The sequence below is a fragment of the Salmonella sp. SAL4457 genome, assembly GCF_046548235.1.
Classification (GTDB): Bacteria; Pseudomonadota; Gammaproteobacteria; order Enterobacterales; family Enterobacteriaceae; genus Salmonella; species Salmonella enterica.
The window spans coordinates 415,742-442,432 of record NZ_JBGDZO010000004.1; the positions used below are offsets into that span (position 1 = coordinate 415,742).

Sequence of the window (26,691 nt, forward strand, 5' to 3'; positions counted from 1 at the left end):
ATGTATATCGAAGTGTAATCGCGAGTGAATGTTAGAATATTAACAGACTCGCAAGGTGAAATTTTATACGGCAATGCCGTTGGAGAATGTCATGACTGATTTAAAAGCAAGCAGCCTGCGTGCGCTCAAACTGATGGATCTGACCACTCTGAACGATGACGACACCAATGAAAAAGTGATCGCGTTGTGTCATCAGGCAAAAACCCCGGTCGGGAATACGGCGGCGATTTGTATTTACCCGCGTTTTATCCCGATTGCGCGTAAAACCCTCAAAGAACAAGGTACGCCGGACATCCGCATTGCAACGGTGACTAACTTCCCGCATGGCAATGATGACATCGATATTGCACTGGCGGAAACCCGTGCGGCGATCGCCTACGGTGCTGACGAAGTGGACGTGGTATTCCCGTACCGCGCGTTGATCGCCGGTAACGAGCAGGTGGGTTTTGACCTGGTAAAAGCCTGTAAAGACGCTTGTGCCGCAGCGAACGTATTGCTGAAAGTGATCATCGAAACCGGCGAGCTGAAAGAAGAGGCGCTGATTCGTAAAGCCTCTGAAATCTCCATCAAAGCCGGTGCGGATTTCATCAAAACCTCTACCGGTAAAGTGCCGGTAAACGCTACGCCGGAAAGCGCGCGCATCATGATGGAAGTGATCCGCGACATGGGCGTTTCCAAAACCGTTGGCTTCAAACCGGCGGGCGGCGTACGTACGGCGGAAGACGCGCAGAAATTCCTCGCGATTGCAGACGAACTGTTTGGCGCTGACTGGGCAGATTCTCGTCACTACCGCTTTGGCGCATCCAGCCTGCTGGCAAGCCTGCTGAAAGCGCTGGGTCACGGCGACGGTAAGAGCGCCAGCAGCTACTAAGCTCTGATTTGCCGGATGGCGCTGCGCTTATCCGGCCTACAAATCCAGGCCTGTAGGCCGGATAAGGCGTTAACCGCCATCCGGCGATGTAAGCCTTCTACTCTTTTCCCTCAGGAGGGTACCGTGTTTCTCGCACAAGAAATTATTCGTAAAAAGCGTGATGGTCATGCGTTGAGTGACGAAGAAATTCGTTTCTTTATCAATGGTATTCGTGACAATACTATCTCTGAAGGGCAGATTGCCGCCCTGGCGATGACCATCTTCTTCCACGATATGACCATGCCGGAGCGTGTTTCGCTGACCATGGCGATGCGGGATTCCGGTACTGTCCTTGACTGGAAAAGCCTGAATCTCAATGGCCCGATTGTCGATAAGCATTCGACCGGCGGCGTAGGGGACGTGACGTCTCTGATGTTGGGGCCAATGGTAGCGGCCTGCGGCGGTTATGTGCCGATGATCTCCGGTCGCGGCCTCGGACATACCGGCGGTACGCTCGACAAACTGGAAGCGATCCCGGGCTTCGATATCTTCCCGGACGACAACCGTTTCCGCGAAATTATTCAAGACGTGGGTGTGGCGATTATTGGGCAAACCAGCTCGCTTGCACCGGCGGACAAACGTTTTTACGCCACCCGCGATATTACCGCGACGGTGGACTCTATTCCGCTGATCACCGGCTCCATCCTCGCCAAGAAACTGGCCGAAGGGCTGGATGCGCTGGTAATGGACGTCAAAGTCGGCAGCGGCGCGTTTATGCCAACCTATGAACTTTCTGAAGCCCTTGCTGAAGCGATTGTCGGCGTGGCAAACGGCGCGGGAGTTCGCACTACGGCGTTGTTAACCGATATGAACCAGGTGCTGGCTTCAAGCGCCGGTAACGCGGTGGAAGTGCGTGAAGCCGTGCAGTTCCTGACCGGTGAATACCGCAATCCGCGCTTGTTTGACGTCACTATGGCGCTATGCGTGGAGATGCTGATCTCCGGCCAGCTGGCGAAAGACGACGCCGAAGCGCGTGCCAAACTGCAGGCGGTGCTGGATAACGGTAAAGCGGCAGAAGTCTTTGGTCGTATGGTGGCCGCGCAGAAAGGGCCGAGCGATTTCGTTGAGAACTACGATAAATACCTGCCGACCGCCATGTTGAGCAAAGCGGTATATGCTGATACTGAAGGGTTTATCAGCGCAATGGATACGCGTGCGCTGGGGATGGCGGTCGTCTCGATGGGCGGCGGCCGTCGTCAGGCGTCTGACACCATTGATTACAGCGTTGGCTTTACCGACATGGCCCGTCTGGGCGACAGCATCGACGGGCAGCGCCCGCTGGCGGTGATTCATGCCAAAGACGAAGCCAGTTGGCAGGAAGCGGCGAAGGCCGTCAAAGCGGCAATTATCCTTGACGATAAAGCGCCAGCAAGCACACCTTCGGTCTATCGTCGAATTACTGAATAGTTGTATACTGATCTGATCAATTATTTTTGAAGCACTAAGTACGGAGAAGATATGAAACGTGCATTTATTATGGTGCTGGACTCATTCGGCATCGGCGCTACTGAAGACGCGGATCGTTTTGGCGACGTAGGTTCCGACACTCTGGGCCACATCGCAGAAGCTTGCGCCAAAGGCGAAGCTGACAATGGCCGTAAGGGCCCGTTGAATCTGCCTAACCTGACTCGTCTGGGGCTGGTTAAAGCGCATGAAGGCTCTACCGGTAAAATTGCCGCCGGTATGGACGGCAACGCGGACGTTATTGGCGCATACGCATGGGCGCACGAACTGTCCTCCGGCAAAGATACGCCGTCCGGCCACTGGGAAATCGCCGGCGTGCCGGTGCTGTTCGACTGGGGCTATTTCAGCGACCACGAAAACAGCTTCCCGCAGGAACTGCTGGATAAGCTGGTAAAACGCGCCAACCTGCCGGGCTATCTCGGTAACTGCCACTCTTCCGGTACGGTCATTCTGGACCAGCTCGGCGAAGAGCACATGAAAACCGGCAAGCCGATTTTCTACACCTCCGCTGACTCCGTGTTCCAGATTGCCTGCCACGAAGAGACCTTTGGCCTGGATAAACTCTACGAGCTGTGCGAAATCGCCCGTGAAGAGCTGACCGAAGGCGGCTACAACATTGGCCGCGTGATCGCGCGTCCGTTTATCGGCGACAAGGCCGGTAACTTCCAGCGTACCGGCAACCGTCACGACCTGGCCGTAGAACCGCCAGCGCCGACTGTGCTGCAGAAACTGGTCGATGAAAAACAGGGCCACGTGGTGTCCGTCGGTAAGATTGCCGACATCTACGCCAACTGCGGCATCACTAAGAAAGTGAAAGCGACCGGTCTGGACGCGCTGTTCGACGCGACCCTCAAAGAGATGAAAGAAGCGGGCGATAAAACCATCGTTTTCACTAACTTCGTTGACTTCGACTCTTCCTGGGGCCACCGTCGCGACATCGCGGGCTACGCCGCAGGCCTGGAGCTGTTTGACCGCCGTCTGCCGGAGCTGATGGAGCTGGTGGGGGAAGATGACATTCTAATCCTGACCGCTGACCACGGCTGTGACCCGAGCTGGACCGGTACTGACCATACCCGTGAGCACATTCCGGTGCTGATCTACGGTCCGAAAGTCAAACCGGGCTCTTTAGGTCACCGTGAAACCTTCGCGGATATCGGCCAGACGCTGGCGACCTACTTTGGCACATCGCCGATGGACTACGGTAAAAACATGCTGTGATACCCATTGTCTTTCGCGCTGTAGATGCGTTGACTTCATTCGCTCACCCCGGTCACATAGTTAATCTATGCTCCCGGGGATTCACGAATTCGTCGCCTTCCTGCAACGCGAAATCCTTAGGGTATTTCACTGTTTTGACACACGTTTTGTAGGCCTGATAAGGCGTAGCCGCCATCAGGCAATAACAACAAATTTAAAGGGAACTGAAGATGGCAACTCCACATATTAATGCAGAAATGGGTGATTTCGCTGACGTCGTATTGATGCCGGGCGACCCGCTGCGCGCGAAGCACATTGCTGAGACTTTCCTCGAAGATGTTCGCGAAGTGAACAACGTTCGCGGCATGTTAGGTTTCACCGGGACTTACAAAGGCCGTAAGATCTCCGTGATGGGCCACGGTATGGGTATCCCGTCCTGCTCCATCTACACCAAAGAGCTGATCACCGATTTCGGCGTGAAGAAAATCATTCGCGTCGGCTCCTGCGGCGCTGTGCGCATGGACGTCAAACTGCGCGACGTGGTGATCGGTATGGGTGCCTGCACCGACTCCAAAGTGAACCGTATCCGCTTTAAAGATCATGACTTTGCGGCTATCGCTGACTTCGACATGGTGCGTAACGCGGTTGATGCGGCAAAAGCGCTGGGCGTTGACGCGCGCGTAGGCAACCTGTTCTCCGCTGACCTGTTCTACTCTCCGGACGGCGAAATGTTCGACGTGATGGAAAAATACGGCGTACTGGGCGTAGAGATGGAAGCGGCGGGTATCTACGGCGTTGCGGCTGAATTTGGCGCGAAAGCGCTGACCATCTGCACCGTATCTGACCATATCCGTACCCACGAGCAGACCACTGCCGCTGAACGTCAGACGACCTTCAACGACATGATCAAAATCGCGCTGGAATCCGTACTGCTGGGCGACCAGGAGTAAGCAGCAAATCGACCCGGACGAGGTGCGTCAAGGCCTGGTCCGGGTAATGCCAGCGCTATATCCACTCTCTTCTGATAATCTATTCATCTTTCCTCTCGCTCTTTCTTTGTTTGTATTGACAATCAAAGGGCTGTGTCCTTAAATCCATTCAAGTATCTATTCATTAATCTATTCATCTATGAGCGCATTAACCGATTTGCTCTTACAGGGGCCGAGTTCCGCCGCTGAATTAAGATCATCGCTGGCCGTTAGTCAGGCGACGTTCTCTCGTCTGGTTTCCGCGCATCAGGACGTCATCCAGTTTGGTAAAGCTCGTGCTACGCGCTTGTTCGGCCTGTTCGCGGCGTCGCGGCCTTTCCCCTCTGGCAGGTCAATGCACAAGGACAGGCCGCTAAGTTTGGCGTTCTTTATCCGTGTTGGCCTCAGGGGAGTTGCCTGGTTGCGCTTGATACAGGTGAATGGCAATGGTTTGACAGCCTGCCATGGTATCTGACCGATCTTAGGCCACAGGGATTCCTTGGGCGAGCTTGGGGAAGGGCCGTGGCTGGGTATGCGCATCTGCCTGATGACATCCGGTTGTGGCAAGAGGATGAAGTCCTGTATGCGCTGCGGGCGTATCAGGGTGAAAATGCGGGCGGCTGGATCGTGGGTGAGGAGAATTACCAGCGTTGGGTGACCGCGCCGGATGCGACGGCGATTACGCAGTCCGAAAAACTCAATCGCTATCAGCAGCTGGCGGAAGACGCGCTCGCAGGTGAGGTCATTGGCTCTTCAGCTGGTGGTGAGCAGCCTAAATTTGCCTGTTTTGCAGAAACAAGATGGGGCAATCAGAACGTACTGGTGAAATTCAGTGCGCGTGAAAGGAACGCCGTTTCTGAACGCTGGAGCGACCTCTTGATTGCCGAGTCCATCGCATTAGCCGTGCTTTCTGCCGCCAGCATCAACGCCAGCTTAGCCACGGCTATTTGCAGCGAGGGAGGACAGGTCTTTCTGGAAAGCATTCGCTTCGACTGCACCGGGATACGTGGTCGTCGGCAAATTGTTTCCCTGGAGGCGTTGCAAGGCGAGTATGCATCTTCGCCAGGCATCTGGCCGGTGGTCACGCATCGGCTTGCCGGGCAGGGCATTATAGATGCTGTTGCCCATCAGCAAATTGAGAAAATTTGGGCGTTTGGTCGGCTTATCGCCAACAGCGATATGCATGCGGGTAACCTCTCGTTTTATTACTCCGATGCCCCGATGGCGCTCGCGCCTGTCTATGATATGTTGCCGATGGATTACGCTCCGGCGGCATCGGGCATGTTGCGCTACGCGCCTGTCGACATTCGTGTGGAGGCCACAATCGATAAGAAAGCGTGGGAATTTGCCTTGCCGTTGGCCGAGCGCTTTTGGGTGCTGGTCGCTGATGATAAACGCATCAGCGCGGGCTTTCAGGAGATTGCCCGCGCGATGGTGGGAAAATTGAAGTTAGCCGCGCAGACCATCGGGCGGCTGGCGTAGACGCTTAGCGTACAGCTTGAGCCATCCACGCAGCCAGTTCCCGCAGCTCACCTTTCTGAGCCGGGAATTCAGCAATTAAAGATTCGCAGGCCTGCTCCAACACATCCACTCGATACTGGCACCCTTGCAGCCGCTCGGCCAGCGCTTCCAGCGGTGCCGGGTTCAGGCTATCGGTAAACGCCTGTGCGCGGGTAATCACACCTTTCTCGACGTCAAAATGCAGCTCGACGCCGCCCCAGGTGAAACGCTCGTCCAGCAGATGGCTGAACGCCGGTGCCTGGCCGAAATTCCACTCCCAACTGCTCTGGCGCGCAAAGGTTTCGGCAAAATTCGGCAGATCCGGCGTTTTATCCGGTGAAATCACTTCCGCGTCGACGCGTTCGCCGTAATGGGCGAAAAAGGCTTCCGTGACCGCCTGGCAGACCTGTTCATGGGTGATACCCGGTAATAGCTCGGTAAGATTGGCCACGCGGGAGCGAACGGAGGTGATTCCTTTCGCCGCAAGTTTCTTTTTATCGGGATTCAGATAGTTCGCCAGACGGCTGAGGTCGGCGTTCAACAGCAGCGTACCGTGATGGAAGCAGCGATCTTTGGTTTCGCGATAGGCTGAACCGGAGACTTTGCGATCGCCGTCCGGCGTTTTTACGACCAGATCGTTGCGTCCCGAAGCATCGGCCATGACCCCCAGCGAATTCAGCGCCGCGAGCACAATATGGGTGGAGATGGTTTTATCGTATTCCGGTTTACCAGCCATAAAGGTAAAGCAGGTATTACCGAGGTCATGGAATACCGCGCCGCCGCCGCTGCTACGGCGGGCCAGACGGACATTATCTTCTTCCATACGCCGCGTATTACACTCTTTCCACGGGTTTTGCGCGCGTCCAATGACCACCGTATCTGCGTTGCGCCACAGGAACAGCACGCGCTGGGTGGCGGGCATCTGGCGGAAAATGCACTCCTCGACCGCCAGGTTAAACCAGGGATCGTAAGAGTCAGAAATAAGCAGGCGTAATGTTGTCATGGTGGTTTTCCTTACCTTTATTAAGCCGTCATTTTACTCTTTTTCCTCACGCTCTTCCTCTTCCGGAACAGGCTTGCTGGCCGTTAGCAGGAAGGGCGACTGCTGCCAGCGGGTGCGTTTACCTTGTAGCAAGGTGCGCGTCAGCACCACGCCTATCGCCAGCGAGAGTAGCAGCATCAGGCGTAGAATGTTGGTGGTGTTATCGACCTGCTTTGCTTCGGTGGCCAGCGTGTGGGTATCCAGCGTCAGACGCAGGTAGCCCAATGGGCCGTTTTTCCCCTGGATAGGCTCGACAATTTGTTGGTTAAAATAGCTGCCCGCTTTTTTGCCATCCAGCGCCAGCCTGTCGCGCACATTGACGCTTTCGCCAGCGCGAGTAATAAGATCGCCCTGTTCATCATAGACGCCGGCATCCAGAATACGGCTCTCTTGCGTGAGCTGACGCAGCACGGCGTTGATGCGATTTTCATCCGGTGTTTCGCTGCGCATCAGCGGGGCGATGTTGAGCGTCACCTGGCGCGCCAGCGTGCGGGCCAGCTCTTCCAGCTGCGGGTTGCGCTGTCGCTGGTGGTTTTGACTAAACCAGGACGCGCCCTGCATAAGCGCGACGAGCAGTGTGAGACAGAACAATACAATGACTGCACGATGCAGCCGAAATTTCAGTTTTGCGCGAGCCATATTCCACCTGCTGAAAATTTGAGGCTTAATGTTGCCAGAAGCGATGGTTACAAGGTAGCCTCATGCGTTATTTTCCGCGGGGCGGTTACCGGCCTGAACGATTTACAGGAGCTTTAATGCCTAACATTACCTGGTGCGATCTGCCTGAAGATGTCTCTTTATGGCCTGGTTTGCCTCTTTCTTTAAGCGGCGACGAGGTGATGCCTCTGGATTACCATGCAGGCCGCAGCGGTTGGCTGCTGTATGGGCGCGGGCTGGATAAGCAGCGTTTAACTCAATATCAGACCAAACTGGGCGCCGCAATGGTGATTGTCGCCGCCTGGTGCGTGGAGGATTATCAGGTCATTCGTCTGGCGGGGTCGCTGACGCCGCGTGCGACGCGGCTGGCGCATGAGGCGCAGCTGGATGTTGCGCCGCTGGGTAAAATTCCGCATCTGCGCACGCCGGGGCTGCTGGTCATGGATATGGATTCCACGGCGATCCAGATTGAGTGTATCGATGAAATCGCGAAGCTGGCCGGTACCGGTGAGAAGGTGGCTGAAGTGACGGAGCGCGCGATGCGCGGCGAGCTTGATTTTACCGCCAGCCTGCGCAGCCGCGTGGCGACGCTGAAAGGCGCGGATGCCGATATTTTGCGCCAGGTGCGCGGGAATCTGCCGCTAATGCCAGGATTAACGCAGTTGGTGCTAAAACTGGAAGCGCTTGGCTGGAAAATCGCTATCGCCTCCGGCGGCTTCACTTTCTTCGCCGACTATCTGCGTGACCAGCTACGCCTGACGGCGGCGGTCGCCAATGAGCTGGAGATCATGGACGGTAAATTTACCGGTCACGTTATCGGCGATATTGTGGATGCTGAGTATAAAGCCAATACCTTGCTTCGTCTGGCGCAAGAGCATGACATCCCGCTGGCGCAGACGGTGGCGATTGGCGACGGCGCTAACGATCTGCCAATGATCAAAGCGGCAGGGTTAGGTATTGCCTTCCATGCCAAGCCAAAAGTAAACGAAAAGACGGAGATTACGATCCGCCACGCTGACCTGATGGGCGTGTTTTGCATTCTCTCCGGCAGCATGAACCAGAAATGATTAACCTGCCCAATGGCAAGGCGACCGTAGGCCGGATAAGCGCCAGCGCCATCCGGCAACAGCGTTAACGAAAGAGGTAAAACGTGGCAAAAGCTCCAAAACGCGCCTTTGTTTGTAATGAATGTGGTGCCGATTACCCACGCTGGCAGGGGCAGTGCAGCGCCTGCCAGGCCTGGAACACCATTACTGAGGTGCGCCTTGCCGCGTCGCCGACGGTGGCGCGTAACGAACGTCTGAGCGGATACGCCGGCAGTGCGGGCGTATCAAAAGTGCAGAAACTGTCTGACATCAGTCTTGAGGAACTGCCGCGCTTTTCTACCGGTTTTAAAGAGTTTGACCGCGTGCTGGGCGGCGGGGTGGTACCCGGCAGCGCCATTTTGATTGGCGGTAACCCCGGCGCGGGCAAATCAACGTTGCTGCTACAAACGCTGTGCAAGCTCGCCGAGCAGATGAAAACGCTGTACGTCACCGGCGAAGAGTCGCTACAGCAGGTGGCGATGCGTGCGCACCGTCTCGGCCTGCCGACCGCTAATCTGAATATGCTCTCCGAAACCAGCATCGAGCAGATCTGCCTGATTGCGGAAGAAGAACAGCCGAAACTGATGGTGATCGACTCCATACAGGTGATGCATATGGCGGACATCCAGTCGTCGCCAGGCAGCGTCGCCCAGGTCCGCGAAACGGCAGCCTACCTGACGCGCTTCGCCAAAACGCGCGGCGTGGCGATCGTGATGGTCGGCCACGTCACCAAAGACGGGTCGCTGGCGGGGCCGAAAGTGCTGGAACACTGTATCGATTGCTCAGTATTGCTCGACGGCGACGCTGATTCTCGTTTCCGCACGCTGCGCAGCCACAAAAACCGCTTTGGCGCAGTCAATGAGCTGGGCGTCTTCGCCATGACCGAACAGGGGTTGCGCGAAGTGAGCAATCCGTCCGCCATCTTTTTAAGCCGTGGCGATGAGGTCACTTCCGGCAGTTCAGTGATGGTCGTCTGGGAAGGCACGCGACCGTTGCTGGTGGAGATTCAGGCGCTGGTCGATCACTCGATGATGGCGAACCCCAGACGCGTGGCGGTCGGTCTGGAACAAAACCGTCTGGCAATCCTGCTGGCGGTGCTACACCGACACGGCGGTCTGCAAATGTCGGATCAGGACGTCTTCGTTAACGTGGTCGGCGGCGTGAAAGTCACCGAAACCAGCGCGGATCTGGCTTTACTGCTGGCGATGGTCTCCAGCCTGCGTGACAGGCCGTTGCCGCAGGATCTGGTGGTGTTTGGCGAAGTGGGGCTGGCAGGCGAGATTCGTCCGGTGCCGAGCGGGCAGGAGCGTATTTCCGAGGCGGCGAAACACGGCTTTCGTCGGGCGATTGTGCCTGCCGCCAACGTACCGAAAAAGCCGCCGGAAGGAATGCAGGTGTTCGGTGTTAAAAAGCTCGCAGATGCGTTAAGCGTGTTTGACGACTTATAATTCTCTGTATGTAGTGATGTTGTATAATTTGCCGGATGGCGATGCAATGCGTCTTATCCGGCCTACGGATTGATACGGATTGATGTTGTAGGCCTGATAAGCGAAGCGCCGTCAGGCAGTGTTATGCGATTTTTCCAGCAGGAGGCTCTTGTGTCATCGTTCGACTATCTCAAAACCGCGATTAAGCAGCAAGGTTGCACTCTGCAACAGGTGGCTGACGCCAGCGGTATGACCAAGGGGTATCTGAGTCAGTTACTTAACGCCAAAATCAAAAGCCCCAGCGCGCAAAAACTGGAGGCGCTACACCGTTTTCTCGGGCTGGAGTTTCCCCGCCGACAGAAAAACATTGGCGTGGTGTTCGGTAAATTTTATCCATTGCATACCGGACACATCTACTTGATCCAGCGCGCCTGTAGCCAGGTGGATGAGTTGCATATCATTATGGGATATGACGATACGCGCGACCGCGGGCTGTTTGAGGATAGCGCCATGTCGCAGCAGCCCACCGTGTCGGATCGCCTGCGCTGGTTGCTGCAAACCTTCAAATACCAAAAAAATATTCGCATCCACGCCTTTAATGAAGAGGGGATGGAGCCTTATCCGCATGGCTGGGACGTCTGGAGCAACGGCATTAAAGCGTTTATGGCAGAGAAGGGAATACAGCCGAGCTGGATCTACACTTCCGAAGAGGCTGATGCGCCGCAGTACCTTGAGCATTTAGGGATTGAGACGGTGCTGGTCGATCCTGAACGCACGTTTATGAATATCAGCGGGGCGCAAATCCGCGAAAATCCGTTTCGTTACTGGGAATATATTCCTACCGAAGTGAAGCCGTTTTTCGTGCGTACCGTCGCGATTCTGGGCGGGGAATCAAGCGGCAAGTCTACGCTGGTCAATAAGCTCGCCAATATTTTTAATACCACCAGCGCCTGGGAATATGGCCGCGACTATGTCTTTTCGCATCTGGGCGGCGATGAGATGGCGTTACAGTATTCCGACTACGATAAAATCGCGCTGGGTCATGCGCAATATATTGATTTCGCAGTAAAATATGCGAATAAAGTGGCGTTTATCGATACCGATTTCGTCACCACCCAGGCATTTTGCAAAAAATACGAAGGGCGCGAGCATCCCTTTGTCCAGGCGCTGATCGACGAGTATCGCTTCGACCTGGTGATTTTGCTGGAGAATAATACGCCGTGGGTAGCTGACGGACTGCGAAGCCTGGGCAGTTCAGTGGATCGCAAAGCGTTCCAGAGCCTGTTGGTCGAGATGCTGAAAGAGAACAACATTGAGTTCGTTCACGTTAAAGAGGCTGACTACGATGGCCGCTTTTTGCGCTGTGTGGAACTGGTGAAAGAGATGATGGGCGAGCAGGGATAAGAACCAATGCCTGATGCGACGCTTACCGCGTCTTATCAGGCCTACAGTTTCACAACGTATTGGAATCGCTGGGTTTGTAGGCCGGGTAAGCGCAAGCGCCACCCGGCATTCAGACATTTATTTGGCAATACGCTTGTACTTGATACGCTTCGGCTCCAGCGCCTCGGCGCCCAGCGTGCGTTTCTTGTACTCTTCGTATTCGGTAAAGTTACCTTCGAAGAATTCCACCTTACCTTCATCCTGATAATCCAGAATGTGGGTGGCGATACGGTCAAGGAACCAACGGTCGTGCGAGATAACCATCGCGCAGCCAGGGAACTCCAGCAGGGCGTTTTCCAGCGCGCGCAGGGTTTCGATATCCAGGTCGTTCGTCGGTTCGTCGAGCAGCAGGACGTTGCCGCCCACCTGCAGCAGTTTCGCCAGGTGCAAACGACCGCGCTCACCGCCGGACAGTTCGCCAACGCGTTTGCCCTGATCGACGCCTTTGAAGTTGAAGCGGCCTACATAGGCGCGGCTTGGCATTTCGGTATTGCCGATCTTCATGATATCCAGCCCGCCGGACACTTCTTCCCAGACGGTTTTGCTGTTGTCCATCGCGTCGCGGAACTGATCGACCGAGGCCAGCTTGACGGTTTCACCCAGCGTAATGGTGCCGCTATCAGGCTGCTCCTGACCGGACATCATGCGGAACAGGGTCGATTTACCCGCGCCGTTTGGCCCGATGATCCCGACGATAGCGCCTTTCGGTACCGAGAAGCTCAGGTCATCGATCAGTACGCGGTCGCCGTAGGATTTACGCAGGTTGCTGACTTCAATGACTTTGTCGCCCAGACGCGGTCCTGGTGGAATAAACAGTTCGTTGGTTTCGTTACGTTTCTGATACTCAACGCTGTTCAGTTCTTCAAAGCGAGCCAGACGCGCCTTACCTTTCGATTGACGGCCTTTCGCGCCCTGACGCACCCACTCCAGCTCTTTCTCAATGGATTTACGGCGCGCCGCTTCGGCAGACGCTTCCTGCGCCAGACGCTGATCTTTCTGCTCCAGCCAGGAGGAGTAGTTGCCTTCCCACGGAATACCTTCGCCGCGGTCAAGTTCCAGAATCCAACCGGCGACGTTATCGAGGAAGTAACGGTCATGGGTAATCGCCACGACGGTGCCTTCGAAGTCGTGCAGGAAACGTTCCAGCCACGCAACAGATTCGGCATCCAGGTGGTTGGTGGGTTCGTCGAGCAGCAGCATATCCGGCTTTTCCAGCAACAGACGGCACAGCGCCACGCGGCGGCGCTCGCCGCCGGACAGTTTTTCGACTTTGGCATCCCAGTCCGGCAGACGCAGGGCGTCAGCAGCGCGCTCAAGCTGCACGTTCAGGTTATGACCGTCGTGCGCCTGGATAATCTCTTCAAGCCGGCCCTGCTCTGCAGCCAGCTTGTCGAAGTCGGCATCCGGATCGGCATACAGCGCGTACACTTCATCCAGACGTTTGAGGGCGTTAACCACTTCCGAAACGGCCTCTTCAATCGACTCGCGTACCGTGTGTTCCGGGTTTAGCTGAGGTTCCTGCGGCAGGTAGCCAATCTTAATGCCGGGCTGCGGGCGCGCTTCGCCCTCGATATCTTTATCGAGACCCGCCATGATGCGCAGCAGGGTAGACTTACCGGCGCCGTTAAGGCCCAGCACGCCGATTTTGGCGCCAGGGAAGAAGCTCAGCGAGATGTTTTTCAGAATATGACGTTTCGGCGGAACCACTTTGCCGACACGATGCATGGTATAAACGAATTGAGCCACGTTGGACTTCGCCTCTATGTTTATCGTGATGGTGAATAGATTTCAAAGGCGAAGTGTAGCCTTTTTCCCTGCCTAAGCCCAGCCAGCAGATCGCACTCGCAATAAAAGTAAAAAAGTGTCCGTAACGTGGCGCAAATGGCTATGACTGGTTAGCATAAATTCATTACGCGGCATGATGCTGCATTAGATAACAATTGAGGAAGTGCTTGTGGATAGAGCCAAACCATTTGTCTGGCGTCTCGTCGCCGCCAGCGTATGCCTGCTGACCTTTTGTCACCTCGCGCGGGCCGACTCACTGGAAGAGCAGCGTAACCGCTATGCGCAGATTAAGCAGGCCTGGGACAACCGCCAGATGGATGTGGTAGAGCAGATGATGCCGGGTCTGAAAGATTATCCGCTCTACCCGTATCTGGAATACCGTAAGATCACCGACGATTTGATGAACCAACCGGCGATTGCTGTCACGCAGTTTGTGCGCGCCAATCCTACGCTTCCGCCTGCGCGTACGCTGCAATCACGCTTCGTCAATGAGCTGGCGCGTCGTGAAGACTGGCGCGGCTTGCTGGCGTTTAGCCCGGAGAAACCCGGCACCACGGAAGCGCAATGTAACTATTACTACGCGAAATGGAGTACCGGGCAAACGGAAGCGGCCTGGCAGGGCGCGAAAGACCTTTGGCTGACCGGCAAAAGTCAGCCGAATGCCTGCGATAAACTGTTCAGCGTTTGGCGGGCCTCCGGCAAGCAAGACCCGCTGGCGTACCTGGAACGTATTCGGCTGGCGATGAAAGCCGGGAATACGGGTTTGGTTACGGTGCTGGCCGGACAGATGCCGGCGGAATATCAAACGATCGCCTCAGCGATCATTACCCTCGCTAATGACCCTAATAACGTGTTGACCTTCGCACGCACCACTGGCGCCACCGATTTTACCCGCCAGATGGCGGAAGTCGCGTTTGCCAGCGTCGCCCGCCAGGACGCGGAAAATGCGCGTCTGATGATCCCCTCGCTGGTACAGGCGCAGAAACTTAATGAGGAACAAACGCAGGCGCTGCGCGATATCGTTGCCTGGCGACTGATGGGCAACGATGTGACCGATGCGCAGGCGAAATGGCGCGATGACGCGATTATGCGCTCGCAATCGACGTCGCTTATCGAGCGGCGCGTGCGTATGGCGCTGGGGATGGGCGATCGTCGCGGTCTCAATACCTGGCTTGCCCGACTGCCAATGGAGGCGAAAGAGAAAGACGAGTGGCGTTACTGGCAGGCGGATTTATTGCTGGAGCGCGGTCGTGACGCCGAAGCGAAAGAGATCCTTCATGCTTTAATGCAGAAGCGCGGTTTTTATCCGATGGTCGCGGCGCAGCGTTTAGGCGAAGAGTACACGCTTAAAATCGATAAAGCGCCCGCCAACGTAAACAGCGCGTTGACGCAGGGGCCGGAGATGGCGCGTGTACGGGAGCTGATGTACTGGAACCTGGATAACACGGCGCGCAGCGAATGGGCGAATCTGGTAAAAAGCCGTAGTAAATCTGAACAGGCGCAGCTGGCGCGCTATGCGTTTAACCAGCACTGGTGGGATCTGAGCGTACAGGCGACGATCGCCGGAAAACTGTGGGATCATCTGGAGGAGCGTTTTCCGCTGGCGTATAACGATCTTTTTACCCGCTATACCCGCGGAAAAGATATCTCACAAAGCTATGCCATGGCGATTGCCCGCCAGGAGAGCGCCTGGAACCCGAAAGTAAAATCGCCGGTAGGGGCCAGCGGCTTAATGCAGATTATGCCGGGAACGGCCACCCATACGGTGAAAATGTTTTCGATTCCGGACTACCGTGGCCCCGGCCAACTGCTGGAGCCGGAGACCAACATCAACATTGGCACCAGCTATTTGCAGTATGTCTATCAGCAGTTTGGTAATAACCGTATTTTCGCCTCGGCGGCGTATAACGCCGGGCCGGGGCGCGTGCGCACCTGGCTTGGCAATAGCGCCGGGCGTATCGATGCTGTAGCGTTTGTCGAAAGCATTCCCTTTTCGGAAACGCGCGGCTACGTGAAAAACGTTCTGGCCTATGACGCTTACTATCGCCACTTTATGGGGCAGAAAGAGGCCTTAATGAGCGACTCTGAGTGGCAGCGACGGTATTAATGCAGACGGGTTATGTTATCATTTGTACTCGTGTAACAGTACAAACGGCGGTATAACATGACCCAGCATTCCCCTTATTCATCGGCTATCGCCGAACAACGTAATCAGGAGTGGCTTCGTTTTGTGGAGTTACTCCGTCAGGCATATGCAGAGGATCTGCATCTGCCTTTATTACAACTGATGCTTACGCCGGACGAGCGTGAAGCGCTGGGAACGCGCGTGCGCATTATTGAGGAGTTGCTGCGTGGCGAAATGAGCCAGCGCGAGTTGAAAACCGAGCTGGGGGCGGGCATCGCCACCATCACGCGCGGGTCAAACAGCCTGAAATCCGCGCCGGTTGAACTGCGTCATTGGCTTGAGAACGTACTGCTGAAAAGCGCCTGATTTGCTCGTAGGCCGGATAAGGCGAAGCGGCCATCCGGCAACATCGCCGCGAAATGCCTGATGGCGTTGTGCTTATCAGGCCTACAACATAGCGCAAATAATTATCGATACACCGCGTTATGAAACGGGCTTAACGCCAGAATCACCGCCTGGTAGTAAACGCTGGAGCGCGTTAATTTTCCGGCGGTAAATACGCCAATGGCGCCCTCTTTGCGACCAATCTCGTCAATACCGGTATAGTGGGACATCACCGGGCCAAGCGCTTCTCCCTGGCGGACTCTGTCGAGAATGACGGCGGGCAGCGGCAGCGTGGCCGATCGCGCTTCACCGCGCTGAACGCCGTTATCAATCACCACCCAACTGAAGGTGGCGTCATCGTCAATTCCGGCTTCAATGGCTACCCAGAAATCAGCTTGTGGATGCAGGCGTCGCGCATTATCCACGCGATTTCGTGCGCCAGCACGCGTTTCCTCGCTTCCGAAGGGCTGCTCCGGTACGCCGCTCTCGACGGCGACGGGCGTAATATGGCACGATCCTTCGCCGAAAATCTCTTCAAATGCCTGTAGAATTGCCTGAATTTTGGCAGGATTGGTGGTCGCAGAGATAACCTGGTGCATAATTAAGCTCAGTTTTAAAAATTTATCGCAGTATAACGGAAAAAAAACATGTTACAGGTATACCTTGTTCGCCACGGTGAAACGCAGTGGAACGCCGAGCGACGTATTCAGGGCCAATCGGACAGTCCCCTGACAGCAAAAGGCGAGCAGCAGGCCATGCAGGTAGGAGAACGCGCCCGTAGCCTCGGCATCACCCATATCATCAGCAGCGATTTAGGCCGCACAAAACGCACGGCGGAGATTATCGCCCAGGCGTGCGGGTGTGATATCACCTTTGACTCCCGCCTGCGCGAGCTGGATATGGGCGTGCTGGAAAAGCGCCAGATCGATTCGCTGACGGAAGAAGAAGAGGGCTGGCGTCGTCAGCTGGTCAACGGCACGCAGGATGGCCGCATTCCCGGCGGGGAATCGATGCAGGAGTTGAGCGATCGCGTTCATGCCGCGCTGGCGTCCTGTCTGGAGCTACCGCAGGGCAGCCGACCTTTATTGGTCAGTCACGGTATCGCGTTGGGCTGTCTGGTCAGTACTATACTGGGACTACCCGCCTGGGCGGAACGCCGGTTACGTTTGCGCAACTGCTCTATTTCCCGCATCGATTACCAGGAAAGTCAGTGGCTGGCGTCTGGGTGGGTGGTAGAAACCGCAGGGGACGTTTCGCATCTGGACGCCCCTGCATTGGATGAGCTACAGCGTTAACGGCGAATCGGGATCAGAAATTCGCAGCGCAGGTTGATAGGGCGATCGCCGGTTTTGGTATCTTCTGACGGGTAGTATCGCTCTATATCCTGTCCTTTACGACGGGTCAGATTCAGCATTGGCATACAGGTGCCGTAAACGGTCAGGATAAAATCCTGCACGCCGGTTCCTAACCCTTCATAGGTGAACATGACGTATTCACCGCCCTGCAACAGCACAGGATGCGCCGACTGAACATAGCCATCGGCCTGCTCTTGCGGCAGTGCGGTGGTATAGAATACTTCCTGCTCATCGTCTTTCTCCATGCTGGGGCGCGTTTCATTAAGCCCATAAAGCACTGGCGGAATAGTTGGCGAATGACCGAGGAAATCATGCCAGAATTGCACGCGCATTTCGTGGCGGAAGTCGGAAATCTGTTCCAGCGAGCAGGAATAGCTCTGCGTGACGCCAAGGAGCGGCGTATCTTCCAGCGTAACGAACTGATGTTCCGGCACGGTAAACTCGCCCAGCCGTAATGGCGGGCGAATGCCAAAGGCGCTCCATTCCGAGGAGCGACGATACAGCGCTGGCGTCTGGGAAAACTGTTTCTTAAAGGCGCGCGTAAAGGTTTGCTGAGAATCGAAGCGGTACTGAAGAGCAATATCCAGAATTGGACGCGCGGTCAAACGCAGCGCTACTGCTGATTTCGATAAACGACGGGCGCGGATGTAAGCGCCAATGGCGTGGCCCGTCACGTCCTTAAACATTCTCTGCAGGTGCCACTTGGAATAGCCTGCTTTTGCCGCCACATTGTCAAGTGACAGCGGCTGATCCAGATGACCTTCCAGCCAGATTAACAGGTCGCGAATTATGCCAGCCTGATCCATAAAATATCCCCATCCTTTCAACAACGAGCACCCGATATCAGGTAAGAGGATAATAGCATTTTTTGTTCTTTTAGCATTCAGTGTTTTTTTTGAGCTTAAATGCTTTTTTTAAGCAACGTGACAGGTAATTATTCTAATCCTGTGATCTATAACCATTTTATTTTAGAATGTCTAATAATTACGCAATGTAACTTTTATGAATGGTAACAATATGAAATACAAGAGCTTAGTACTTTTCTCAATTTTGTTGCTGCTGGGGCAGAGCGCCCGCGCGGAACAAATTGGTTCAGTCGATACGGTATTTAAAATGTTCGGTCCTGACCATAAAATCGTGGTGGAAGCTTTTGACGATCCTGATGTCAAAAACGTGACGTGCTATGTTAGCCGGGCGAAAACGGGCGGCATAAAAGGCGGATTGGGGCTGGCGGAAGATACGTCTGACGCCGCCATCTCTTGTCAGCAGGTCGGGCCTATTGAACTGAGCGACAAAATTAAGAACGGCAAGGCGCAGGGAGAGGTGGTTTTCAAAAAACGCACCTCATTGATATTTAAGTCATTGCAGGTCGTGCGTTTCTATGATGAGAAACGCAACACGCTGGCGTATCTGGCCTACTCCGACAAAGTAGTCGACGGGTCGCCGAAGAACGCCATCAGCGCAGTGCCGGTCATGCCGTGGCGACAATAACAGGGAAAGAGTATGCAGCAACCGCAGGTCTGGTTAGTCGAGGATGAACAGGGAATCGCCGATACGCTCATCTACACCCTGCAACTGGAAGGGTTTACCGTTGAGCTATTCGCTCGCGGGCTGCCCGCGCTGGAAAAAGCGCGTCAGCAACGGCCGGATGCGGTGATTCTCGATGTGGGACTACCGGATATCAGCGGCTTTGAGCTGTGTCGGCAGTTGCTGGAACGCCATCCTGCGCTGCCGATTCTTTTCCTGACTGCCCGTAGCGATGAAGTGGATCGATTGCTTGGTCTGGAGATCGGCGCAGATGATTATGTCGCCAAGCCGTTCTCGCCGCGCGAAGTGAGCGCCCGCGTGCGCACGCTGCTGCGCCGGGTGAAAAAGTTTGCTGCGCCGTCGCCGGTGGTGCGTACCGGACATTTTGAACTCAATGAACCGGCGGCGCAGATCGCCTGGTTTGGTACGCCGCTCTCGCTGACGCGTTATGAATTTCTGCTCCTTAAAACCCTGCTGTTGTCGCCGGAGCGCGTGTACTCGCGCCAGCAATTGATGGATATTGTCTGGTCTGATGCCCAGGAGACCTTCGATCGGACGATCGATACACACATCAAAACCCTGCGCGCTAAGCTACGCGCGATCAACCCGGATCTCTCGCCAATTAACACGCATCGTGGGATGGGATACAGCCTGAGGAGCGTCTGATGCGCATCGGAATGCGTTTGCTGCTGGGCTACTTTCTTATTGTCGCCGTCGCCGCCGTGTTTGTGCTGTCTATCTTCGTTCAGGAGATAAAGCCGGGCGTCCGCCGCGCGACGGAAGGGACGCTGATTGACACCGCGACGCTGCTGGCGGCGCTGGCCGGCGACGATCTCCTTTCCGGCAACCCGACTGACGGCCAGCTGGCGAAGGCATTCGCCCAACTGCAACATCGCCCGTTTCGCGCCAATATCAGCGGGATCGTCAAAGTGCGCAATGAATACCATGTCTATATGACGGATGCGCAGGGGAAGGTGTTGTTTGATTCGGAAAACAAAGCGGTGGGACAGGATTATTCTCGCTGGAATGACGTCTGGCTTACCTGCGCGGACAGTATGGCACCCGCAGCACGGCAAAAGATTCTGCCGATCCCAATAGCACCGTGATGTACGTAGCCGCGCCGATAATCAGCGATGGACGGATTATCGGCGTCCTGACTGTCGGCAAACCGAATGCGGCAATGGCGCCGGTGATTAAGCGCAGCGAACGGCGCATTCTGTGGGCCAGCGCCGTTTTACTGGGAATTGCGCTGGCGATTGGCGCGGGGATGGTCTGGTGGATTAACCGCTCCATCGCCCGGTTGACGCGCTATGCGGATTCCGTCACCGAAAACCGCCCGCTTGCGTTACCTGCATTAGGCAGCAGCGAGCTGCGTAAACTGGCGCAGGCGCTGGAGAGTATGCGCATTAAGCTGGAAGGCAAGAATGAGATTGAGCAGTATGTGTATGCGTTGACTCATGAGCTGAAAAGTCCGCTGGCGGCGATACGCGGCGCGGCGGAGATTCTGCGTGAAGGACCGCCCGCGGATGTGGTTACCCGCTTTACAGAGAATATACTGGCGCAAAATACGCGAATGCAGGCGCTGGTAGAAACCCTGCTGCGCCAGGCGCGGCTGGAAAACCGACAGGATATCCCTCTCGCGCCGGTTGCTGTTGATGAGCTATTTACGCAGCTTAGCGAGGCGCGCAGTATTCAGTTGGCGGCAAAAAAGATCACGCTTACTCTACGGCCTTCCTCGCTGGTTGTCGTCGCCGACGCGGAGCTTCTGGCGCAGGCGTTGGGCAATGTGTTGGACAATGCCATCGACTTTACGCCTGAAAATGGCGTTATCACATTAAGCGCTCAGCCGATGGGGGAGAAAGCGATCCTGCAGGTGACGGATTCCGGCTGTGGTATTCCTGATTTTGCGCTGCCGCGCATTTTCGACCGATTCTATTCGTTGCCCCGTGAAAACGGGCGTAAAAGCAGCGGGCTTGGGCTGGCGTTTGTCAGCGAGGCGGCGCGGCTCCTCAACGGTGAGGTGACGTTGTGCAACCGTCCCGAAGGCGGCGTGCTGGCCTCGTTGACACTTCACCGTCACTTCACATAACTTCAAATTCTCCCCACATCGCGTTCTTACACTGCTGGCATTGCAAAGGAGAACGCTATGTTGAAATCCCCCCTGTTGTGGAAAATGATTACGTTAGGCGGCGCCATGATCCTGCTGTTAATTCCCCTGATGATGGTACGGCACACCATCGTGGAGCGTGCTGATTATCGAAGCCATGTGGAGAATGCTATTCGTCAGAGTACCAGCGGCCCACAAAAGGTTGTCGGCCCGCTGGTGGCGATTCCGGTGACAGAGCTTTATACCGTGCTGGAAGAGGAGAAAGAGGTCCAGTATAAGCGCAGCTATCTCTATTTTTGGCTGCCGGAGTCGCTATTGGTCGAAGGCAATCAAAACGTTGAAGCGCGAAAAATAGGTATTTATCAGGGGCAGGTGTGGCATACCGATATGGCGATAAAGGCGGAGTTTGATGTGGCCCGTCTGCATGAGCTGAACAGACCGAACATTACCCTTGGAAAGCCCTTTATCGTCGTGGGCGTCGGCGATGCGCGCGGTATCAGCGCAGTAAAAGCGCCGCAGGTGAATGGTGAAACGCTCACTGTAGAACCGGGGACCGGCTTACCGGAAAGTAGAGAGGGCATTCATATCCCGCTGCCGGACAGTCAGTGGGCGACGCGCAACCTGACGTTGGCGATGTCGTTAAATTTAAGCGGAACCGGCAGCTTTTCACTGGTTCCCGTCGGGCGTAGCAGTGAAATGACCCTGACCAGTAACTGGCCGCACCCAAATTTTGTGGGGGATTTTCTTCCCGGTAAACGCGAAATCAGCGGTTCAGGATTTCAGGCCCAGTGGCAAACCAGCCGGTTTGCCACGAATCTCGGCGAACAGTTTGCTGATGCGCAAAAGGTGGATTGGGACAACTTACCGGCGTTTAGCGTCGCTGTATCGACGCCAGCCGATCAGTATCAACTGACGGACAGAGCGACGAAATATGCCATTTTGTTGATTACGCTAACGTTTATGGCTTTCTTTGTCTTCGAAACCCTGACGGGGCAGCGGTTACACCCGATGCAGTATCTGCTGGTGGGGTTATCGCTGGTGATGTTCTACCTGCTGTTGCTGGCACTGTCGGAACATATCGGTTTCACGCCAGCCTGGATCGCCGCAAGCCTGGTGGGCGCGTTGATGAATAGCGTTTATTTGCAGGCGGTGCTGAAAGGATGGCGCAATAGCGTACTGTTTACGTTAGCGTTATTGGCGCTGGATGGCGTGATGTGGGGATTGCTGCGTTCGGAAGATAGCTCGTTGCTTCTGGGGACCGGCGTTCTGCTACTGGCGCTTGGCGGCGTGATGTTCCTGACGCGCCATCTGGACTGGTATTCGCTCTCTTGTCAGCAACGTAAGTCATTACCGCCAGTAAAAGATGACGAATTACGTTTGTGGAAATAAATTTTACGGGCGCGCGCGTTAACGTTTTCCCGCGCAGCGCCAGAAAATGTGATGCCGTTAGTTATAGGTCAGGTTTAATGTTGCCGTGGCATTCGCTTGCCCGGCTGTTACCGTGGCGGCGGTTTTATAGTAGCGCGCGCTAATTTTCAGGGTGGTGGACATATTCATGGTTCCGCCGTTAACCGTCTGGCTGCCATCGGCATTGGTGGTAATCGTGTGAGTAAAGAGATCAATTTTTTGATTGATTGGCAAACTGTCGGTAAAGAAACCGGCGTCCGGCGCCTGAATACCCAACTGTACGCCAACGCCGGTTGCGCTGGTTGGCGCGCTCGCATTGCTCAACTGGATGACTGAATTATCAGGGTTATTTCCGCTGGCCGGTTGGGCGCTTAACGATGCGGAAATAGCGGTGCCTTGTTCGCAGGTCAATAGGATATCCTGCTCGCCTGTGCCCGCGGTTTGACTGTTAGCGAAACTGCCTAAATTGACGCTGCCTAAATCCACGGTGATGGCAGGTGTTTCTACCCGACATCCCATCGCTTTCATAATCAATTGCGTATTCCCCAAATACAGATGGGTCAGGATATCGCCGCCGGAGTCTTCCGTTGCGCTATCGCGAAAAGATACGCGCGCCAGTGGGCTTTGGAATGTCGCGGTACCGGAGGTGATCGGACCGCCTAAGGCGACCAGTTCAACATTGTAGGCGGGAGCCATCGCATGGTGTGTTTTATTGCCATCGCCATTATGGTAGGTATTATCGATTGGCATGACATTATCGTAAGGGCCAGCATTCGTTTGGGTTTTAATCGCAATGCCCACGCCGGAAATCCCGGTGCTAAATACCGGCGTGTTGTTCCCGTCATTCGCATTGATTGTCGCTGATGCATTTGACTGCGCGCTACCGGGTTCATATAAAAAACCGACCTTATAATCGCGACTACAGCCATCCATTGTGACTTCGGAGGTGGAAACCCAGCCCGATTGCCACAACACTTCGCCTGCGGTATAGGCGTGGCTATCCACCACAAGCTGCGACGGCGGGGTGATAGTGATCGCGCCTTCATTTCCGGAACGTTTACAGGAGGCGTAACCATGACCGGAATACGCGAACAGCAGAATAAGCGCCAGATATAACCTTCTCATGAAAAATTCCTGCTTTTATACCAGGTGAAATAGAAAGATGTTATTGCCATGCGATAGTGATCGTCACAACGGACGTGAAATCCCCTGCCGTGACTTTTCCATACGGGGTATACATCCTTGCGGCGACAGGCAAATTGGCTTCATGGGTATTACTGTTGATATCCACCGTGTAAGTGACGTTGTTGGCCAGATTGACCAGACTTTTACCGTCCAGGTTAAAAAGCTGTAATCCTAAATCCTGCGCCGGATTGGCCGCGCTGTTTGCATAAATCGCAGAAGCATAATTTGGATCGGGATAAGGTACGCCGTTAAATGAAATCGCGGCTTTTGTGGTCGTTGCCGGGCAATTCGTCATTTTTATGGTGAAAGGAATGGTGGCGGTATTGCCGCCGGCCACGGCGATATCCGCCCGGGCATATTGTCCAAGAGAGAGCGTGTCGGGGACCGTCACGGTACACGGATCGGCATAAATTAATCCCGTAACGTTAATGTCTACGGCATCTGCGGTATTGTATGCCGCGCTGATCGATGGCGACCATAATGCCAGACCCGTGAACGTTAACAGGGCGGCTAATGCAGCAAATCTGTTCATATTCATCTTTTATCCCACCAGAATCACTGGCATTGCTCGTGTAAGATTTCTACGCCAGAAGCGGAGGGGGAGCTCGGTATACGATAAGAGACCTGACACCGGTCTGCTGCTGTTGGTCCCCACTTCACTAATAACCGCCCTTGTTTTTCCAGTCCGGTTAACCAGGCCTGCCCCGCATCACCAACAAAACTGCTGTGATTGTCTGGTTTTGTTAAAGACGAGACGGTCGCGCCAAAAGGAACAGGCAGATTGTTTATGCGGGTTAATACCATCAATGCCTTGTAACCAATATTGGTTTTATATTCAGCCCTGACCACCGCGCCACGGGTAGGCACCAGCGTTTTACTGGTATCAATGAGCTCAATATTTTTTCTAATGCCAGTCGTATCTAAAGAGACTTCATTACGATGGTAAGGCGAAGCATAAGGTACGACGGCATAACCCCGAAAATCGGTGTCCACGCCCGTTTCGTTATTCACGGGGACACCCGCTGCGCCAGGGGCTTTAACCAATATGATGGTGTCGTCCATTGGCTGGGATAGTGTCAGGCCATTTCGATGTAACAGTACGCCGCCCTGAACGCCATAATTCAGGCGACGCATATGATTATCGTAGCTATATCCGCCGTTAATATCCGCATACGTCCCGTTATAGGTTGCGCTCACATTACCGCTGGTGGCTTTCTCTTGAGAGGAATAACCTTCCTGAACGCTCCATGAGAGATTTTTCTGTGCCAGCGCTGTTCCGTTTAAACCGACAGTATGCGTGGTATCGCCGTCTTTCGCGGAGTTCATATTGTAGGTGGCATACGTTGACGGCATAAAGGCATCTAACGGAATACTAATATTGATTGAAATTTGCTGGTCATTACTGTCTTCCGTATCGTCGTCTTCATCCTGAGAATTATCGGCGTTCAGCGTATAAGAATAGTTAATGCCATAGCTTACGTTATGCCATGTGTTGTTATAGCCAATACCTAATGATGTGGTATGAGTGTCATTCCAGTAATCTTCATTATATAAAGTGAGTGAAATGGAACCGTAGATAATGTCTTGCGATAACGACAGGTCGGTGCGATTACGTACATGATCATAGTGACTATTATCGCTATAGGTATCCAGCACATCCTCAAGAGCGTAGTAATCTTTGGTCGAATAACGGTAGCCGGCGACAGTGAAATTGGTGCCTGTTGACTGAATATCTTTGCTGTAACGAATACGCCAGGATTGTCCGGTAAGCGTATCGCTAACCACATCGCCTGCTTTAATTTTTGACCATGAGTTGGTGACGTCTAAAGACAATGCGCCCAGATCGCCAAGGTTTAAGCCTGTCCCGATGAGCGCCGCATGATAAACATCATTGCTCAGCGTACTCTCTATTCCGCCATAGGCGGTTATGCCGCCTGCTAATCCGTATAAGGCCGTCAGTTCAGCGAAGTTCTGTTGCGCGGAATGCGTATCTGATGAACGCGTGCGGCCTACCGTCAGGTCGTATTTCAGGTGGCCTTCACGCTGTAATACCGGAACGCTGGCGTAGGGCACAATGAAATGCTGTTCAGAACCATCGGATTCTTTGATGGTGACGTACAGGTCGCCCGAACCGCCGGTTGGATAAAGATCGTTGATGGCGAATGGACCCGCCGGAACGTTAGTTTTGTAGATGGTATAACCGTTTTGTTCAACGGTTACCTGCGCGCTGCTTTTGGCCACCCCGCGAATGACCGGGGCGAACCCTTTCATACTGTCCGGCAACATATCGTCATCAGAAGAGATCTGTACGCCCTTAAATGAAATACTGTCAAAGACGTCTGCGGGCGTGTTATTTTCCCCGGCGATCAGCTGTCCTTTTAAAAATTCGATATCGCGAGAAACATAGGTGTAGGCAGAATCCCAGCTATTTTGCCCATCGCTATCATGATTCCAGGTTGAGTAGTTACGAAAACGCCATGCGCCAATGTTAATACCAGGGCGCAGGTTAGCGTATTCGCTATTTTCCGTCCGGTTTTCATCAATATCGTGATCCTGCGATCCGGTAAAACTGTAGTTCAGCAAAAAAGCATTAATGCCTTCATCCCATTCGCTGGTAGGGACGAATTCTCGCGGGTCGGCGATCAACGCGATTTGAGGGATCGCTAAATCCAGCCGGTTACCGATGACATTAAACTTTGCTACAGCGCCAGCCAGCAGACTAAGATCGGTACACCCGTTTGGGTCATTTTTAAGCTCGGGGAAGTTTTCTGTTTTTACGCCCCACTGCTTGAGTTGTTCAACGCTAAGACACGGCTGTAGGGAGAGCTTATTATCTGCTGATTTTTTATTTTTAAAGGCAATATTTTTTGTTTCAACACTGGTGTTATTAATATAAATATCAACATTATAGGTGCCTTCTGCCTGCCCCCCCTTTTCGAAAACCGATAGATCGACATTCTCCACGCCCGGTTCATCATTTTCCAACGATAATGGATTAAAATGATCATGCGCTAACGCTGGTTTTATGGAACAGCATATAAAGAGAAACGATAACGCTAATTGAGAACGGGGCTCTACTCTGGAGAATTGCACAGTAAAAGTCCTGAAAGGGTAAAAGTAAAG

The 26,691-nt window shown here is 54.4% G+C and carries 21 protein-coding genes and 2 pseudogenes; 15 read left to right on the forward strand and 8 right to left on the reverse strand.

Going from position 1 to position 26,691, the window contains the following annotated elements:
- Window positions 1-91 precede the first annotated feature (91 nt).
- The 5 genes and pseudogenes from deoC to yjjJ all read left to right on the forward strand — a co-directional run bounded on the left by deoC (window position 92) and on the right by yjjJ (window position 6,021).
- Entirely contained in the window at window positions 92-871 is a 780-nt protein-coding gene (gene deoC, locus ACLJNW_RS15755; RefSeq protein ID WP_001519713.1) for a deoxyribose-phosphate aldolase, read from the forward strand.
- A gap of 123 nt (window positions 872-994) precedes the next feature.
- Entirely contained in the window at window positions 995-2,317 is a 1,323-nt protein-coding gene (gene deoA, locus ACLJNW_RS15760; RefSeq protein ID WP_000477838.1) for a thymidine phosphorylase, read from the forward strand.
- A gap of 51 nt (window positions 2,318-2,368) precedes the next feature.
- A complete protein-coding gene (gene deoB / locus ACLJNW_RS15765) occupies window positions 2,369-3,592 on the forward strand; it encodes a phosphopentomutase (protein WP_000816454.1) in 1,224 nt (407 codons plus the stop codon).
- 209 nt (window positions 3,593-3,801) lie between these two features.
- Entirely contained in the window at window positions 3,802-4,521 is a 720-nt protein-coding gene (gene deoD / locus ACLJNW_RS15770; protein ID WP_000224865.1) for a purine-nucleoside phosphorylase, read from the forward strand.
- Window positions 4,522-4,699: 178 nt separating this feature from the next.
- Window positions 4,700-6,021: pseudogene (gene yjjJ, locus ACLJNW_RS15775) on the forward strand (type II toxin-antitoxin system HipA family toxin YjjJ).
- Between the two features lie 4 nt (window positions 6,022-6,025).
- Here the strand turns inward: yjjJ and lplA are convergent.
- Both lplA and ACLJNW_RS15785 read right to left on the reverse strand, forming a co-directional pair.
- Window positions 6,026-7,042, reverse strand: coding sequence for a lipoate--protein ligase LplA (gene lplA / locus ACLJNW_RS15780; RefSeq protein ID WP_023204488.1), 1,017 nt, complete (start codon window positions 7,040-7,042; stop codon window positions 6,026-6,028).
- A gap of 33 nt (window positions 7,043-7,075) precedes the next feature.
- Window positions 7,076-7,720, reverse strand: coding sequence for a YtjB family periplasmic protein (locus ACLJNW_RS15785; protein WP_000090067.1), 645 nt, complete (start codon window positions 7,718-7,720; stop codon window positions 7,076-7,078).
- A 116-nt stretch (window positions 7,721-7,836) separates the two neighbouring features.
- On the opposite strand from ACLJNW_RS15785, the gene serB reads away from it, so the two are divergent.
- The 3 genes from serB (at window position 7,837) to nadR (ending at window position 11,654) form a co-directional block, all read left to right on the forward strand.
- Window positions 7,837-8,805, forward strand: coding sequence for a phosphoserine phosphatase (gene serB / locus ACLJNW_RS15790; protein WP_001132983.1), 969 nt, complete (start codon window positions 7,837-7,839; stop codon window positions 8,803-8,805).
- An 83-nt stretch (window positions 8,806-8,888) separates the two neighbouring features.
- On the forward strand, window positions 8,889-10,271 hold the full coding sequence (gene radA, locus ACLJNW_RS15795; protein ID WP_001029720.1) for a DNA repair protein RadA: 1,383 nt from the start codon (window positions 8,889-8,891) through the stop codon (window positions 10,269-10,271).
- Between the two features lie 150 nt (window positions 10,272-10,421).
- Window positions 10,422-11,654 carry a multifunctional transcriptional regulator/nicotinamide-nucleotide adenylyltransferase/ribosylnicotinamide kinase NadR gene (gene nadR, locus ACLJNW_RS15800; RefSeq protein WP_001519486.1) on the forward strand — a complete coding sequence of 411 codons (1,233 nt, stop codon included), beginning with the start codon at window positions 10,422-10,424 and terminating at the stop codon, window positions 11,652-11,654.
- Between the two features lie 117 nt (window positions 11,655-11,771).
- Here the strand turns inward: nadR and ettA are convergent, their stop codons facing one another.
- Window positions 11,772-13,439 carry an energy-dependent translational throttle protein EttA gene (ettA, locus tag ACLJNW_RS15805; RefSeq protein ID WP_000046770.1) on the reverse strand — a complete coding sequence of 556 codons (1,668 nt, stop codon included), beginning with the start codon at window positions 13,437-13,439 and terminating at the stop codon, window positions 11,772-11,774.
- A gap of 208 nt (window positions 13,440-13,647) precedes the next feature.
- Between ettA and sltY the strand changes: the two genes are divergently transcribed.
- A complete protein-coding gene (sltY, locus tag ACLJNW_RS15810) occupies window positions 13,648-15,585 on the forward strand; it encodes a murein transglycosylase (RefSeq protein WP_000373272.1) in 1,938 nt (645 codons plus the stop codon).
- A gap of 57 nt (window positions 15,586-15,642) precedes the next feature.
- Entirely contained in the window at window positions 15,643-15,969 is a 327-nt protein-coding gene (trpR, locus tag ACLJNW_RS15815) for a trp operon repressor (protein WP_000192004.1), read from the forward strand.
- Between the two features lie 101 nt (window positions 15,970-16,070).
- On the opposite strand, the gene yjjX is transcribed toward trpR, so the two are convergent.
- Window positions 16,071-16,586 carry an inosine/xanthosine triphosphatase gene (yjjX, locus tag ACLJNW_RS15820; RefSeq protein ID WP_000554310.1) on the reverse strand — a complete coding sequence of 172 codons (516 nt, stop codon included), beginning with the start codon at window positions 16,584-16,586 and terminating at the stop codon, window positions 16,071-16,073.
- Between the two features lie 48 nt (window positions 16,587-16,634).
- Between yjjX and gpmB the strand changes: the two genes are divergently transcribed.
- The gene (gene gpmB / locus ACLJNW_RS15825; protein WP_000942363.1) at window positions 16,635-17,282 is read left to right on the forward strand and encodes a 2,3-diphosphoglycerate-dependent phosphoglycerate mutase GpmB; all 648 of its coding nucleotides are present in this window, start codon (window positions 16,635-16,637) and stop codon (window positions 17,280-17,282) included.
- Here gpmB and robA read toward each other — a convergent pair.
- On the reverse strand, window positions 17,279-18,148 hold the full coding sequence (gene robA / locus ACLJNW_RS15830) for an MDR efflux pump AcrAB transcriptional activator RobA (protein ID WP_000371685.1): 870 nt from the start codon (window positions 18,146-18,148) through the stop codon (window positions 17,279-17,281). The two genes, gpmB and robA, sit on opposite strands and share 4 nt — an antisense overlap.
- Window positions 18,149-18,359: 211 nt before the next feature.
- Between robA and creA the strand changes: the two genes are divergently transcribed.
- The 4 genes and pseudogenes from creA (at window position 18,360) to creD (ending at window position 22,365) form a co-directional block, all read left to right on the forward strand.
- Window positions 18,360-18,833 carry a protein CreA gene (gene creA, locus ACLJNW_RS15835; RefSeq protein WP_000875811.1) on the forward strand — a complete coding sequence of 158 codons (474 nt, stop codon included), beginning with the start codon at window positions 18,360-18,362 and terminating at the stop codon, window positions 18,831-18,833.
- 12 nt (window positions 18,834-18,845) lie between these two features.
- On the forward strand, window positions 18,846-19,535 hold the full coding sequence (gene creB / locus ACLJNW_RS15840) for a two-component system response regulator CreB (protein WP_023204487.1): 690 nt from the start codon (window positions 18,846-18,848) through the stop codon (window positions 19,533-19,535).
- A pseudogene (creC, locus tag ACLJNW_RS15845) lies at window positions 19,535-20,958 on the forward strand (two-component system sensor histidine kinase CreC). The gene creB and the pseudogene creC overlap by 1 nt, the downstream one beginning before the upstream one ends.
- 57 nt (window positions 20,959-21,015) lie before the next feature.
- Entirely contained in the window at window positions 21,016-22,365 is a 1,350-nt protein-coding gene (gene creD / locus ACLJNW_RS15850) for a cell envelope integrity protein CreD (protein WP_000920395.1), read from the forward strand.
- A 57-nt stretch (window positions 22,366-22,422) separates the two neighbouring features.
- On the opposite strand, the gene sthE is transcribed toward creD, so the two are convergent.
- From sthE to ACLJNW_RS15865, 3 genes are read right to left on the reverse strand one after another with little or no spacing between them, the layout of a single operon-like run.
- Window positions 22,423-23,508 (reverse strand): fimbrial major subunit SthE, encoded by a 1,086-nt coding sequence (gene sthE / locus ACLJNW_RS15855; RefSeq protein ID WP_021001129.1) that lies wholly within the window; start codon window positions 23,506-23,508, stop codon window positions 22,423-22,425.
- Window positions 23,509-23,548: 40 nt separating this feature from the next.
- Entirely contained in the window at window positions 23,549-24,106 is a 558-nt protein-coding gene (locus tag ACLJNW_RS15860) for a fimbrial protein (protein ID WP_001056984.1), read from the reverse strand.
- 17 nt (window positions 24,107-24,123) lie between these two features.
- Window positions 24,124-26,661 carry a fimbrial outer membrane usher protein gene (locus tag ACLJNW_RS15865; RefSeq protein WP_001160707.1) on the reverse strand — a complete coding sequence of 846 codons (2,538 nt, stop codon included), beginning with the start codon at window positions 26,659-26,661 and terminating at the stop codon, window positions 24,124-24,126.
- Between the last annotated feature and the right edge of the window lie 30 nt (window positions 26,662-26,691).